The organism is Kiritimatiellia bacterium, from assembly GCA_018001225.1.
Taxonomy (GTDB): Bacteria; Verrucomicrobiota; Kiritimatiellia; order CAIQIC01; family JAGNIJ01; genus JAGNIJ01.
Genome location: JAGNIJ010000004.1, coordinates 91,299 through 106,100, shown reverse-complemented (window position 1 = coordinate 106,100; position 14,802 = coordinate 91,299). Strand labels below are relative to the sequence as shown.

Genomic DNA, 14,802 nt, shown 5'->3' with positions numbered 1-14,802 from the left:
TCGCCGGAGGCTCGCCCTCCAGGAACGAAAAGACAGGAATGGGAGGGCGAGCGTCCCCGCGAGCCGCGAGAAAGAGCTATTCGGTGATCACGACTTTCCAGTCGTGATCGTGGTAATCCGCGTTCCCGGTCCACGCCTGGCCGAGGTTGTTCACCTTGGCCTCCTCGGCGCCGGCGTCGCGCAGCAGGTAGTTCTCGATCGCCCCCAGCGGGCTCCACGCCTTGAGTTGGACGACGTAGTAGTTGTCCCCGCGGCGCGTGTATTCCGGCGGGATGTAGACTTTCCAGATGTCCACCATCACGGTGCCGAATTCCGGTTTGCCGCGGAACACGCCCGCATTCTCCCCCGTGACGTCCAGGATGGCGTTGGCAACCCATTCCGCGATCACCCAGTATTCGCGCTCGCCGTTCCACCAGCGCACGAAGACCTGCTCGTCCGCGTCGCCGGCGAACTGGTTGGCGGTCATCACGTAGATCGTGATCCCGTCGTCGTCGGGGATTTCCGTCTTGCCGTTGCCCAGGAACGTGAAGGCCTGGCCGGGCACGAATTGGGTGGCCCGGTTGTCCTCGCCCGAGGCGGAATGAAACGACCAGTCCAGTTCCACGCCGGCCGCGCGGGCCGCGCCCCACCACGGCAGGGAGGCCAGCAGGCCGAAAACCACGGTTCGCGTGTTCATGAATGCTCCTTGCCCGTCAACCTGGCTGCCCTTCCTATAGCAAAGCGGGCGTCTCCGTTCAAGGCGCCGTTATGGCGGGAGGCTTCGGCGGCCCGGCCCGCCCCTTCCGGGGCAGGACCGGGGCCAGGAACTTCCGCGCCCGGCGCAACCAGAGCCGCGCCCAGGCGAACTCCGACGCGAGGATCGCCATGCCGATCGGGATGACCACGAAGGCCGGGCCGGGCAGCACCAGCAGGGCCGCGCCGATCAATAGGACCGAGCCGCCGACCACGGTCGTGATCACGCGCCGGACCATGCGCAGCGAGGGCGGTGACTTCGGCTTTCTCACGGGGGCGCGGTCTAGAAGATCTTGAACTTGGGCAGATCCTGGATGTCGATCATGCCCATCAGGCGCCCGGCCTCGTCCACGATGATCAGGTCGTCGATGTTGTGCTGCTCGAAGATCGCCAGCACGTCCACGGCCAGGTGCCCGCGGGTCAGCTGGATGGGATCGCGGGTCATGACGTCCTCCATGCGCAGCGAGGCGACGTTCCGCGTGTTGTCGGCGATGTGCCTCCGCAAGTCGCCGTCGGTGCAGATACCGAGCACGCCGTCGGCCTCGTCCACGACCACCGCCGAGCCCGAGCGGGCGCTGGTCATCGCCAGAACGGCGTCCTGCACGCGGGTATCTGGCCGGACGCGCGCGACGCGGTCGCCCGTGCGCATGATGTCCTCCACCCGCATCAGCAGGGTGCGGCCGATCGCCCCGCCGGGGTGCAGCTTGGCATAATCCTCGAGCTGGAAACCCCGGGCCTCGAGCAGGACCATGGCCAGGGCGTCGCCGGTCGCCAGCGTGGCCGTGGTGCTCGCCGTGGGCGCCATGTTGAAGGGGCAGGCCTCGCGGTCCACCTTCACCGGCACCACGATGTCGCAGAGCCGGGAGAGCGCGCTTTCGGGGTCGCCGGTGAACGCGATCGCGGGAGTGCCCGACCGCTTGACGACGGGCAGCAGGGCCAGCAGTTCCTCCGACTCGCCGCTGTAACTCAACACCAGCAGCGCGTCGTTCTCCTGCAGCAGGCCGAGATCCCCGTGCATGGCGTCGGACGGATGCAGGAAGAGGGCCGGCGCGCCGGTGCTGGTCAGCGTGGCCGCGATCTTCTGGCCGATGGGCTGGTTCTTGCCCACGCCGGTAACCACGATCTTGCCGCCGCGGCCGAGCCGGTCCAGCAGCGCGCGGGCGGCCTCTTCAAACGCCGGGCCGAGCCCGTCGCGGACCCTGGCCAGGGCGGCGATCTCCGTGTCCAGGACCTCCCGGGCGCGTTGGATGATATTCAAAACGGTCTCCTTCCGGTTTTCCAATCATTGGAAAAAAAGCCGCGGATTTTTCCAATGATTGGAAAAACCGTCGGGGATTTTTCCAATGTTTGGAAAAAATCTCCAGCCCAATCTTCGGCGCCCCGGCGCCGGCCGGCGGCCGCCGTTATTCCCATGTGTACAGCCTGAAACTCCGCGTCCGCTCCTTGGCCGCCACGCCCCGCGCGCGGGGGCCGTGCACGATCTCGCGATCCGGCCAGTCCGGCGACGACCAGTCCAGGCGGGCCGGCCCCGGATTCACGGGATAGACCCCGAGGTCCTGCCCGGTGGACACGAGGAACCGTACGCGGGCGCCTTCCGCGGCCATGGATCGCAGGACCGCGAGGGCTTCCGGCATGCGGGCATTGAACCGGGTGTCGAGGAAGAGTTCTCCGTTGATGACGGTCCGGCCGTAGAGGAACCGGAGCGGTGTGCCCCAGCGGAAATGGTCCGCGACGACGAGGTCGCCCGGCGCGGTCCGGTCGGCGACCTGGGCCAGGACGCCGGTCAGTCCGTCGTGCTCGGTGACGGACCAGGCGTGCCAGGCCTCGCGCGCGTGCGCGGCGGCCGGCAGCAGGCAGAGCAGGACGGCCAGCGCCCGGCGCCCGGCGCGGATGGGCTCCGCGCCCCACAGCGCGGCGGGGACGAGGGCCGCGAGCAGCGCCGCCAGCGGAACGCCGAACTCCACGTTACGGCGCGCCGCCCAGGGAAGGACGCGGGTGATTTCCGGGTTCAGCAGGCTGACCGCCTCCGCGGCCAGCAGGAAGACGCACCAGGTCTTGAGTCCCAGGTGCCGCGGCTCCCGCGATCGTGCCAGCCACCATCCTCCGGCTGCCGCCAGGACCAGCCAGCCGGCGCCCATGAAATTCACGGCCCCGCGCGCGGCCCACGGCAGCGAGCCCCAGGCCGGCAGCCGGTCCAGGGCGGCGAGCCCGAACACCGCGGCCAGCGCGGCCAGCCCGACGGGGAGCAGCCAGCCCGTGCACAACCCGGGAACACGCCGCAGGAGGCGTTCGGGCAGCACCCGGCTGTCGAGGATCACCACGGCCACGGCGAGGAGGAGGGCCGAACCCAGCAGCGAGGGCACGGTGTCGTACAGCCGCTCCATGTTGGCCGGGTTGCTGAAATAGGCGAAGAGGGCGCCGATACCGAGCCCGCCGAACTGCAGGCTGCGCTCGATATCCATCCGCGGCGCCGGCGTCCGGCGGAGATCGTCGCAGGCGAGGAGGAAGACGAAGAGCATGCCGAACGGCAGGAACGAGAAGCGGTTGATCTCCGCCAGGCAGAGCAGTACACCGAGCAGGCCGGCGGCGCCGAGCGACCGTTCGCGCAGAGGGAAGGCCAGCGCCAGGCCCGAGAGCAGCGTGAGTTGCAGCATTTCCGAAGTCGGGAAGTGCGTGTGATACAGCCACAACGGCTGGGCCACGAGCGCGGCCAGCGCGAACAGCGCGGCGGACCGGCGGTGGGTCAGGCGCAGGGCCGCCGCGGCGAACACCAGCGCGGCCAGGAGCCCGGCAAAATCGTTGACCCGCGTCGCCGCGCGCAGGCCCCCGCACCGGTAGAGCAGCGCGATCAGGCCGGGCGTGCCCGGGAAAAAGAAGGGCTGCAACGTACGCTGGACCCGGTCCAGCGGAACGACCGGGTGCGCCTCCAGGTAGGAATGCCGCGGTCGCGTGAACAGGGAGAGGTCCCGGTCGTCCAGCCGCGCGAAGAAGGGGTCCGGGACGGGATGCAGGCTGCCCGTCCGGCTCATGGTCACGCCCTGGCTGATGTAGATGCCGGGGTCCCAGCCGCCCAGCACCCATTCGCCGCGGCGCGGGAACGCCATGATCACGGCGAAGCCGATCGCCAGCAGCGCCGCGCCGGGAAGCAGGTCCTTCAGGCGATCCAACAGCTTCAGCCGTCCCGTCCACAGGCCCGCCGCCAGGCCGGCCAGCGCCACGGCGGCCACGGCGATCCACTCCGCGGGCTCCGTGTACAGGTTCACGGCGGCCAGACCGATCGTGACCGTGAGCGACGCCAGCAGCCCGGCCAGCGCGGCCTTCGCGGTGAGCAGCCCCGCGCGCGCGGCGCGCCCGCGGGGGGCCGGGTCTTCCGGCCACAACCAACTCCACGCCAGGCCGAGGACCATCAGCCGGACGGCGAGGAGGAGGGCACAGGGGAGCCAGGCGTTGACCTCCACGTTGAACTGCGGGTCGGTGACGTGCATGTTTTCCGTCCGGTGCGCGAATTGTAGCAACTCGTCCCGATCCGGCAAGTTCGCGGCCATTCTACTTTCGGCGTATTCCGGCGCGCGAATCACAGCGGGTTCGTAGCCCCCGCTGTACTTTCAACAGACGTCCACAGTACAGCAGGCGCTATGAGCCTGCTGTTCTGCCCAGAATAAGAATGGCTGGCAAGCTCGCGCGCGGGATTGACGCCGGCGGCAAAGTGCGGTATGAAAATCACCGCGGCAAGAAAAAGTGGGTGTGCGAATGCCGCATTTTCGGGTACCTGTAGCTCAATTGGACAGAGCATCTGACTACGGATCAGAAGGTTGCAGGTTCGACTCCTGCCAGGTACGCCATTCTCCCGGCTTGTTCCGGCCTTCCCGGTGCGCTATTTCTGCGGCATGAACACTCCCCGGGCATGGCGCGCACGGAAACACGGCTGGATTGTCAAAAGCGTTCTTCTCCCGGCCCTGGCCTTCAACTTGATCGCCGCATCCGCACAGCCGCCGGGCGAGGGGGGGCGGAAGCTCCGCCGGTTTCATGAACTGCTGGACCAGGCCAAGGCCCGGGGACAGGACACGGCGGAGGCGGAACGGCTGGACCGCCTGTCCCGGTCCGCGGCACAGGGCGGCGATCGCGCGGAGGCGGAGCGGCTCCTGGAAGAGGCGATGGCCATCCTTGAAATGTCATCGCCGGAAGCGGCGGGGACACGGCCCGAGTATCGGCCCGGCCCGCCCCGGGATCGCGGGCGGCCCGACAGGCCGGGGGCGAACCCATCCTTCTTCGACGGGCCGAACAAGCCGGTCTTTGTCCTTGCCTTCACGCACCACTACGAGGGCCCCGGCGGCTACTACCCGACCGCCGCCGAGGTGCGGCGGATGGGCCGGTTCTTCGTGGACAACGGCATCCCCGGCACGCTGTTTTTTGACGGCATCCTGATCGAGCGGCTCCAGCGGGAAGACCCGACCATCCTGCCGCAAGTCCGCGAGTGGGGCCTGCCGCTGGGCTATCACGGCGAGGAAACGCACGGCCCGTACCCGGTGGCCTCGGAGTTGCTGGGCGAGGTCTACACACTCCACGAGGCGCAGGGCTACCGCGGTCCCTGGTCGCTGACGACGGGGAAGGACTGGAATACCGCCGTGGCGCTGGTCGAAGAACGCTATTCCCACGCGCGGCCGTACCGCCTCGATGAGTCCGCGAGGATGCTGGACCGGCGTCAGCCGTCGGAGACGGACCGCTCCCGTGTCGGCGGCTTGAAGCTGGTACAGCAGGCGTTCGGCAAGGACGTGTCCATGTTGACCAGCCACGGCCTCGAGAGCGCCCCCGAGGGCTACGCGTTCCGGCGCATGAGCCGCTTCGGCCTCGACCAGCCCGCCGTGCCCATCGCCCTGCACGCGCTGCGTATTTTCCGGATCGGCGAGACGGCGGACGGGATCATGAGGATCGCCGGCGAGGACGAGAGCCTGTTCTGGTACATGGGCCGGCTGACCTGCAAGGGCGACGAGGCGGGCGAGGCCGGCTACCGGTTCGGCCCGCTTCGCCACACGTTGGAGACGCTCGACCGCCGCCGCCCGCGCCTGCTGTTGATGGGCTTCAGCAAGGTTGAGGAGCAAGAGGGCGCGCGGACGGCCCGGTACCTGGAGGAGGAATTCTTCCCCGCGAATCCCGGCAGCGGCTGGGTGACCGGGGACACGCTGGCGGACCGCTTCGAGCCGGAAAAAGGATTCGCTCCCTCGACGCAGGATGTCGAAGTCCTGGCCCGGGCGCTGACGCAGAGCTGGAAGGACCGGCCGCCCGACCTGGTCGCCGTGGGCGGCCGGGTCTACTCGCTGTGCGACGCCTTCGAGGCGCTGGCGCGTAACCTCGCGAATCGTCCGGCCGGATCGGATTTGCGCACCCTGTACGGTCCGGTGCTGGAGGATGACAAGCCGCTGCTGGCCAGGGAGACGGCATTCACCGTGGAAGCGATTCGGGCCGCGGCATCCTCGGTCGTCCGGGCCCTGGACGGCGTGGCGGGCGACCGGTTCGTGCCCGCGACCGTGTCCGTGGGCGGCGCGAAGCTGAACAGCGCGGAATTCCTGCAGGCCATGGCCGGCGCGGTCCTGGCGGCCGGGCCGGCGGAATCCGTGACGGCGCCGCCCTCGCGGGTCTTCCCGCCGTATGCCGACCTGCTGCAGGAGGTCTTCAAGCCGCGCGCGGCGCAACCGCTGTGCTACACAAAGGGCCAGTTATGGACCGTGAAGCCGGCGCGGCTTCGGGCCGAGTCCTCCGCGCCGACCGCGAGCGCCCCGGCGGCCGCTTTGTCGGGTCAGCTGAAACTGGTGTTCGCGGCGAATCTGGACAGCGACCAATCGTGCACCCGGGATGCGCATGGCGGGGCCGATCTCTACGGCGTGGACTATGATCTGGCCACCGGCGAGGCGTCGAACCTCCGGCGCCTCACGGACCGGACGGGCCTGGCCGAGTGGTTTCCGGCCCTCTCGCCCGACGGCCGATGGGCCGTCTACGATCGTGAAGAGCGTCCGGCGCCCGGCCGTTCGAGGCCCTCGCTGCATGTGCTGGATCTGGAAACCGGCGGCGACTCGCTCCTGGCGGCGGATGCCCGGTTCGCGGCTTTCTCCGCGGATGGCCGCACGCTCTTCTACTCGCGACAGGAACGGGGCGAGCACAGCCTCTGGAAAGCGGAGGTGCAGGCGGCTGACTCGACGTTCCGCCTGGGCCCCGCCCGGCCAATCGCCGACAGCCGGACGGGCGGCGGAATCCTGGTGGAGGATCCTTCCCCGTTTCCCGATGGAACAACCTTGGCCTATCACCGGAAGGTGGACGACGCGAGCGGCGCCCAGGCGGCCGTGATCGGCGCGGAGGGCTCCAGCCCGCGGGCGCTGACGCCGGCCGACGGCTGCGGGCATGTCGCCGTCAGCCCGGATGGACAGGCCGTGGCCTGTACCCGCTCGCGGGACGGGCGCCTGGTGATCATCCGGAAGGCGGGGGACCCATGGAAGGCGCCCGAGGACGTGGCGTTGTCGGACCGGCCCGCGGACTACGCCGGCTTCGACCCGCGGTTCGGCCGGGTGCGGGAGGTGCGCCACAGTTATGTGGAATGGCTGGCGCCCGACCTGCTCCTGCTGACCACGCACGGCGCGGACGGGGCCCGCGACTTCAACATAGCCCGGCTCTTTCTGGTGCAACTGGGCGCGGAAGGACAGCGCCCGCAGCTGGTGGACTTGTCCACGCCCATCGAGAAACTGGCGGGCCGCTCGGGCCGGGATTTCTGCTCGGCGGCCGGCCGGCTGACACAGACCGATTGACCGCACGCCGGGAAAGTAGTGAACTATTCGGGCGCGGGCGGCGCTTTCCATCAGTAAGAGAGGATGCCATGAAAAACAGGATGCTCCTGGTTCCGCTGGTCTTGATCGCCTGGTCATCGCGGGCGGAGACGGTCACGCTCCAGGCCAACGAGGGTGAACCCGGCCCGGTGCCGGCGACGCTCCAGAACGAGGCGCGCGCGGCGATGGACCGCGCGACGCAGTGGCTCCTGGCGCAGCAGCAGGCCGACGGCAACTGGTCCAACCCGGACTTCCCTGCCCTGACGGCCCTGCCGCTGTGGGCGCTGGCCCTGACGAAATCCGCCGAGAAGGAGGCGATGGACAAGGCCGTCACTTACATCCTGGCCAGCGTCCAGGACGACGGTTCGATCTGGCGCGAGCCGAAGGCGTCGCAGAAGGGCGGGGGCTTGAGCAACTACAACACGGCCATCTGCATGACCGCCCTGCACGCGGTCGGCGACGAGAAGCTGGTGCCGGTGATCCAGAAGGCGCGCCGCTTCCTGGCGGGCTCCCAGCACCTGGGCGGCGATATGTACGAGGGCGGTATGGGCTACGACCCCGAGACCGGCCGCCCGTATGCGGACCTTTCCAACAGCTACATCGCCTACGAAGCCATGCGCCTGACGGAGAACGTCGAGGACCTGCGCCAGGCCGGCGAGGAAAAGGCGGACCTGGACTGGGAAGCCGCGCAGAAGTTCATCTCGCGCGTGCAGAACCGGACGGACAGCAACGACCAGCCCTGGGCGAGCGACGATCCCGAAAACAAAGGCGGGTTCGCGTACAAGCCCGACTCCAGCCAGGCCGGCACGACGACGAACGAGGCCGGTGAGGTCCGGTTCCGCTCATACGGCAGCATGACCTACGCCGGCCTGTTGAGCTTCATCTACGCCGAGGTCGACCGCGAAGACTCCCGCGTGAAATCCGCGTTCGACTGGGCCGCGGCGCACTGGACGCTGGACGAGAACCCCGGCATGGGCGCGCAGGGGCTGTACTACTTCTACAACGTCCTCTCCAAGGCCCTGGCGATGTATGGGCAGGACCAGGTTCCCCTGGCCGACGGCGGCTCGGTGAACTGGCGTAACGAACTGATCCGCAAGCTGGTCGGCCTCCAGAAGATCGACCCCTCCACCGGGCATGGGTACTGGGTAAATGAAGAGGGGCGCTGGTGGGAAGCTGACCCCGTCCTGGTCACGTCCTACTCGATCATTGCCCTGCAGATTGCCCTGGGCCAATAAACAGGCGGTTGCATGGCAGAATGGCGAAGTGATTCACGCCCTGGCTCTCCATGCCTTCGGTTGACAGCGCGACCTGCGTGGCGGAAAGTACGGCGCAGCGAGAAGTTCATGGTGCGAACGTTTTTCTGGGAGGACCGGAGATGAGGAGCGTGATTCGGCTGTTCCTGTGCGCCGCCGCCGGCTGGCTTTCTTACTCGGGCCCCGTCCGGGCGGTTGAACCCGCGGACGCGATCTACAGCGGGGGCGACATCGTCACGGTGAACGACGCGCAGCCCTCGGCGGAGGCACTCGCCGTGAAGGACGGGCGGATCGCCGCTATCGGAGCGCTGGACGAGGTTCTGAAGTTCAGGGGCGAGGGCACGCGCATGGTGGACCTCGACGGGCGGACCCTGCTGCCCGGCTTCATCGATCCGCACTCGCACGTCGCCGCCTACGAAACGGGGTGGGGGCTTCCCGTGCTCAATCCGCCGCCGGTGGGCGACGTGACGTGCATCGCCGATCTCGTCGCCAAGCTCAAGGCGTATGTTGTCGAGAAGCAACTCCCCGGGGGCGCCCTGGTGCTGGGGAACGGCTACGACGACGGGCTGCTGGCGGAGAAGCGGCATCCCACCCGCGCGGATCTCGACCGGGTGTCCACCAACCATCCCGTCCTGATCGTCCATGCCTCGGGCCATCTCCTCGTGGCCAACAGTCTCGCCCTGCAAAAGGTGGGCATCACCAAGGACACGCCCGACCCGGCCGGCGGGGTGATCCGGCGCGACGCAAACGGGGAGCCGAACGGGGTCATGGAAGAACTGGCCGCGCTTCCGTTCCTCAAGCTGATCGTCCCGCGCTCCATGGATGAACAGATCCGCAACCTGGAGGAAGTTCTTTGCTATTACGCGAGCCTCGGCATCACGACCGCCCAGGACGGCATCTCGATGCCCGAGAACATCGCGCTGCTGAACGAGGCGGCGCGGCGGAACACCCTGATCCTCGACGTGGTTTCGTACCCCCGCTGGGATTTCTACAACGACGTCTTGAGCGGCGAGCGGAAGCTGGACATCGAGTACCATTTTCCCGGCGACACGTGCGACCGCATCTTTGTCCCGGCGTCCGGCGCCTCGGCGGGGCCGGAGGTCCTGGCGGACGGCAAGGGGAAGGTCGGGATCTATGTCAACCGCCTCAAGTACGCGGGGATCAAGATCACGGGCGACGGCTCGCCGCAGGGCAAGACGGCCTACCTGACAAAGCCCTACGTGCATCCGCCGGAAGGCCAGCCGGCCGACTACCGGGGCTATCCGACGGTGACCCAGGACGAACTGGACCGGTGGTTCGACGCGGCCTACGAACACAACGTGCAGATCCTCGTGCATTGCAACGGCGACGCGGCCGCGGACCAGATGATCGCCGCCGTGCGCAAGGCGGTGGAAAAGCACGGGAAGAAGGACCTGCGCCCCGTGATGATTCACGCGCAGATGATCCGGCACGACCAGGTGGACGCCATGGCCGAACTGGGCATTATCCCGAGCTTCTTCACGGCGCACACGTTCTACTGGGGCGACTGGCACATCAACGAAACGGTCGGGCCCGAGCGGGCGTTCGGCATGAGCCCCTGCGCGTATGCCCTCAAGAAAGGGCTTCGATTCACGAACCACACCGATGCCAGCGTCGTGCCGCCGAGTCACCTCATGGCCATGTGGACCGCGGTGAACCGCTTGAGCCGGTCCGGGGTCGTGGTCGGTCCGGACGAGCGCATTTCGGCGCTGGACGCCCTCAAGGCCGTCACGATCAACGCGGCGCGCCAGTATTTCGAGGAGAAGGAAAAGGGTTCGCTCGAGGTCGGCAAGCTGGCCGATCTCGTCATCCTCGACCGGAATCCCCTCAAGGTGGATCCGCTGGACATCAAGGACATCCGGGTCCTCGAAACGATCAAGGAAGGGCGGACCATCTACCGGGCAGGCCGCTAAGCCTGCTTGCTTTCAGGCCCCGCGGGGGTAGACTTCAAACAGGAAGTTGTTCTTTCGTTTGTCACATGGGGGCGACCCGGTTTCGACGGGTAAGGTGGAGCTCCGGTGGCGCGCCGAGGACCCCGGTTGGCCTCGTTAAACATCCGGGAAACAACACAAAAGCCAACACAGAGATGGCTCTCGCGGCTTAATGCCGTGACGTCCGGCCGCTGACACCTGCTACGCGGTTCGGGCGAAGACAGCAGGCTGGCCCCAAGGGCGCGTGCCCGGCCGGAGGGGCGAGACCCTAACGTGGGCGCTGGTTTCGCATGTGGCCTGTCCGTTGGCAGCATGCGGGACGAGATCCAAAGACGGAACACGCGCGTAGAAGCCGGTGCGACTCTTGCTCGGACGGGGGTTCAATTCCCCCCGCCTCCAGGCTTCGTCCCGAGCGCCGCGAGGGACGAAGCCGGGCGATCGCGGCGCTCGGAACTTCCGGCTTCGCGCTACGCTTCGCCGTGACAAGACGCCGGGCAAGCCATGATGAAGTTCACCTGCGTGTACCTGCTGCAAAGCGAGGCCGATCCGCGGCGGCACTACACGGGCATGACGGACGATCTCGGGGACCGGCTGCGCCGGCACAACGGGGGCGAGGTGACGCCTGCGTGCAAGCACCGGCCCTGGCGGATTCGTGTAGCCGTGGCGTTCGAAGACCGCCAGCGAGCGGCGGCTTTTGAAGGTTACCTGAAGACACACTCGGGGCGCGTATTTGCCGCCCGTCATTTTTAGGCTTCGTCCCGATACCGCATCGGGACGACGAAGCCAGGCTGTTGCGGCACCCGGAACTCCGCCGCGCTTGACAGCCCTCCTCCCCGGGTTCATCTTTCCTTCGGATGGGCTGATGCAGCCCGGAGTGGCAGGAGCAAGCGAAAGGAAAGGGGGGCATCATGAACAAGCTGTATATCGGGTTGATTCTGGGCCTTGCGTTTATCGTAACGGCGGAGGCGAAGGAAGGGGCCTTGAAGAACGGGGTGGCGGCGGGCTTCCAGATCAACCAGTACCAGGACGATTTCGGGCTGGGGATGAGCCTGACAAGCCCCTACGTGAAGGACCTGTTCGCCGTCCGCGTGCGCGGCAACCTGATGTTCAACGAGAATACCAAGTCCGATGAAACCAATTGGGATTCATACTTCAATTTCACGGCCGGCTTGGTGGGCGTGGCCGGCACCGTGTGTGAGAACATACGGCTCTACGGCGAGGGCGGCTTCATCGGAATTGTCCCCGCCTCGGAGTTTTCCGACAAGGATTTCGTCGCCGGCGGCTACGGCGTGTTCGGCTTTGAGTTCTTCATGGACGCCCGCCGGAACTACTTTATTGAACTCGGCGGCGTGGGCACCGGCGCCCGCGAGGACAACGTGCCCGGCCGGCCGATCTATTCCAACGGCCTGCTTATCAGCGCGGGATTCCGGGGCACTTTTTAAGCATCGCGCCCCGGCGCGACCTTCTTCGCTTCCATGCCCGCGCGGCGGCCATGCCGCCGCCGATCAGGAGCAGCATCCACGTTTCGGGTTCCGGGACGATGCGCGGCACGGTGTCGCCCGCGACGGGCTCCAGCCCGCTTTGCGCATACTGCTGGGCGGTCTCGAGCACGACGGCGCCGGACACCGGCGTGACCAGGCGATAGCGCACGGCCAGCTCGACGGCCTCGTCCTTGTCGGCGTCGTGAATCGATGCACCGAGCCGCAGGATTTCGGAGAATGCCCATAAACGGGCCAGGTGTGTGGATCCCTCGGGGCCCTCCGCTTCCGCCCGGGGAACGCGAGCCCGCTCGAATCGGAAGGAGGGGTTTTTTCCGGCCCACGTGTCGAGCCCCCGCGCCAGCGCGGCCGCCGGGTCGCCGAAATCCATCACGGCCCGCATCGCCGGGCTGCCGTTCAGTTGTTCCGCCACGTGATTGGGCCCGGGGCCGACCTGGAGATCGTGAATGACCGGTCCGCTCGGGCGGCGCTCCGTGCGCTGCAGGAGCGCCTCTTCCCCGTCAAACGAAACAGGCTGCGGCCCGTGAATCCATAGCACGGCGCCCGCGGGGACGGCGGCGGCCAGGTCCCAGGCGGCCAGCAGGGCCGCCACGTTGTCGCATCCGCCGCGGTAGGGTTGCCTCTTCAACGCCTCCGCCACCCCGGCGGCCGCACCGTCCGTCCAGGGCGCGGCCTCGCGGAGGGCCTGCACCCGATCCCCGGCAAAAAGGACCGCTACTTCGACGCCCTCGGGCACATGATCCAGCGCCGAGGCCAGGCGTTCGATGGACCCGGCCATCGGCCGGGAGCCGTCGAAAACAAAAATGATCCGTTCCGGTTTTTGAACGGGAACTTCCTCCAGGGTCTGGCGTACGATGCGGTCCGCGTCCTGCTGCAGGCCGGCCCAGGCGGGGCCACCCGTCATGGCGGCCCGCACGGCGAAGGGGCGGGAAAGAAGCTGGTCGTCGAGTTGGGCGCGCAGCGCGTATACCGTTTCTTCCGGATGCTCGTGGATCGCGGGGTCGCCGGCCAGCAGCGTTTCCAACGGCCGGGGCGATTCAATCCAGGCCGAATGTGCCGTGCTTTCGGGTATCGCAAAGTTTCTCTCGCGGAAATAGGGGAGGCGCAGCAGCCCGGACTCGCGCGATTCCGGCGCGAGCGGCGCGGTGATGCCGACCTTGATCTTCATGGTGCCGCCGTTCGGCGGGACGGGGAAGCACTGCACCAGGACCTGGTCGGGCCCGCTGGTCGTGACGAGGACCGGGTCGCGCCGCTGCTGGACCACGCGCTGGTAGGCGGCCTTCACCTTCGCCCGGCCGGCGTACGCCGCTTCGCGTTCCTCGCCGTCCACCCAGAGCGTCACGCGGGAGACCACGCCGCCGGGCGGCAGGGCGATCTGCGCCCGCGCTTCGCGCTGGCGCTCGGCGTCGTTGCGGAACACGAGGATCCACTCGGTATAGGAGACGCCGCTTGCGGCCTCGATCCGGCTGTCCAGCCGCGACTCGCGGAGGCTCAAGCCCCGCAGGCGGCCGGCGACGGCGTCGCCGCCCTGGTCCCAGTCGAAATCGTCCGCGTTGATGAGGGCCCGGGTGCGCAGCCCGCGCAGTTCCGGTGGGCGCACGGCATTGTAGGGCGTACCGGTAACGCGATAGTAGACCTGCTGTGCCTGCTCGGAAGTGATGCGTCGCCCGAGACCTTCGAAGAGGAACGACACCATGTTGCCGACCATCCGATCGCGCCGGTAGCAGCTCCGGAGCAGGAGGTCGTCGTTCCCAAGGGCGCGGAGCAGACCGATTCCGCGCGCTCGGGCGGCCGGCGATTCGGCGGTGGCCCACTGCAGGCCGGCCTGGGTTACGACCGTGGGCGTGGCGAGCAGCGCGATGATACCCAGCGCGGCCAGCGCCCAGCGCCAGGCGGGCGGCAGCGCGCCGCCCGGCCGGTCGTAGCGCCGCAGGATGCGGCGCACGGCCAGCGCCATGATCAGCGACAGCATCGGGGACAGCGGCAGCAGGCCGATCCCGAAATAGAGGATGCCGATTGCGGCGAACGGCGCGACCGGCAGAAACACGAGCGTGTAGTATAGCGCCACTCCGATGGCGAACCCGTTGAGCCGGCCGAGGAGTTTCAGGCGACCAGGCCACCCGAAGGCGAACCGCGACCAGGTCAGGGCGTTGGCCAGCGGAACGGCGGCGACGAGCAGGACGTGCCAAAGCGTCGGGATGGGGTTGACGAAGATTTCGCCGCAGAGGCCGGTGAACGCTTCAAACACCAGGGTAATGAAGGGGAGCACGACGCCGAGGGCCATGATCAGTCCGAGCGAGATGCGCCGCGGCTTCTCGGGCGCCTCCGGGGGATCGCCCGCGGGCGTGGACCGGGCCGGCCCGAGCCGCGCGAGCACGCGCGCCAGGTCCTCCCGGGTCGCCGTCCGGATCCCGGCCTGTTCGAGTTGCCGCTCGATGTGCCCTCGAAGGTCGCCCTCGACCTCCTCCGGGTCCGCCCCGCTGACGGACGCTGCCGCCCGCGCCTCCGCGAGGTAGCGCTCCAGTTCCGCTTCCGCCGACTCCGTCCATTCCGGCAT

General features: G+C 68.1%; 10 protein-coding genes, 1 tRNA gene and 1 other RNA gene. 7 read left to right on the top strand and 5 right to left on the bottom strand.

The window, feature by feature from the left end:
• Window positions 1-76: 76 nt before the first annotated feature.
• The 4 genes from KA248_02715 to KA248_02700 all read right to left on the bottom strand — a co-directional run bounded on the left by KA248_02715 (window position 77) and on the right by KA248_02700 (window position 4,277).
• Window positions 77-676 (bottom strand): hypothetical protein, encoded by a 600-nt coding sequence (locus KA248_02715; GenBank protein ID MBP7828810.1) that lies wholly within the window; start codon window positions 674-676, stop codon window positions 77-79.
• 58 nt (window positions 677-734) lie between these two features.
• Window positions 735-971, bottom strand: a complete 237-nt coding sequence (locus KA248_02710; GenBank protein ID MBP7828809.1) for a PGPGW domain-containing protein — start codon at window positions 969-971, stop codon at window positions 735-737.
• A gap of 44 nt (window positions 972-1,015) precedes the next feature.
• Window positions 1,016-1,990: a KpsF/GutQ family sugar-phosphate isomerase gene (locus KA248_02705; protein ID MBP7828808.1), complete on the bottom strand. Its 975-nt coding sequence runs from the start codon at window positions 1,988-1,990 to the stop codon at window positions 1,016-1,018.
• Window positions 1,991-2,135: 145 nt separating this feature from the next.
• On the bottom strand, window positions 2,136-4,277 hold the full coding sequence (locus KA248_02700) for a hypothetical protein (GenBank protein MBP7828807.1): 2,142 nt from the start codon (window positions 4,275-4,277) through the stop codon (window positions 2,136-2,138).
• 220 nt (window positions 4,278-4,497) lie between these two features.
• Here KA248_02700 and KA248_02695 point away from each other — a divergent pair.
• The 7 genes from KA248_02695 (at window position 4,498) to KA248_02665 (ending at window position 12,188) form a co-directional block, all read left to right on the top strand.
• Window positions 4,498-4,574: transfer RNA gene (locus tag KA248_02695), tRNA-Arg, on the top strand.
• Window positions 4,575-4,619: 45 nt separating this feature from the next.
• Window positions 4,620-7,526, top strand: a complete 2,907-nt coding sequence (locus KA248_02690) for a PD40 domain-containing protein (protein ID MBP7828806.1) — start codon at window positions 4,620-4,622, stop codon at window positions 7,524-7,526.
• Window positions 7,527-7,594: 68 nt separating this feature from the next.
• On the top strand, window positions 7,595-8,779 hold the full coding sequence (locus KA248_02685) for a terpene cyclase/mutase family protein (protein ID MBP7828805.1): 1,185 nt from the start codon (window positions 7,595-7,597) through the stop codon (window positions 8,777-8,779).
• 140 nt (window positions 8,780-8,919) lie between these two features.
• Complete coding sequence (locus tag KA248_02680) at window positions 8,920-10,728, top strand: amidohydrolase (protein ID MBP7828804.1); 1,809 nt, start codon at window positions 8,920-8,922, stop codon at window positions 10,726-10,728.
• A gap of 67 nt (window positions 10,729-10,795) precedes the next feature.
• Window positions 10,796-11,146: a transfer-messenger RNA gene (gene ssrA, locus KA248_02675) on the top strand.
• Between the two features lie 104 nt (window positions 11,147-11,250).
• The gene (locus KA248_02670; protein MBP7828803.1) at window positions 11,251-11,496 is read left to right on the top strand and encodes a GIY-YIG nuclease family protein; all 246 of its coding nucleotides are present in this window, start codon (window positions 11,251-11,253) and stop codon (window positions 11,494-11,496) included.
• Between the two features lie 158 nt (window positions 11,497-11,654).
• Window positions 11,655-12,188 (top strand): hypothetical protein, encoded by a 534-nt coding sequence (locus tag KA248_02665; protein ID MBP7828802.1) that lies wholly within the window; start codon window positions 11,655-11,657, stop codon window positions 12,186-12,188.
• Here KA248_02665 and KA248_02660 read toward each other — a convergent pair.
• Window positions 12,160-14,802, bottom strand: coding sequence for a PEP-CTERM sorting domain-containing protein (locus tag KA248_02660; GenBank protein MBP7828801.1), 2,643 nt, complete (start codon window positions 14,800-14,802; stop codon window positions 12,160-12,162). The genes KA248_02665 and KA248_02660 overlap by 29 nt on opposite strands.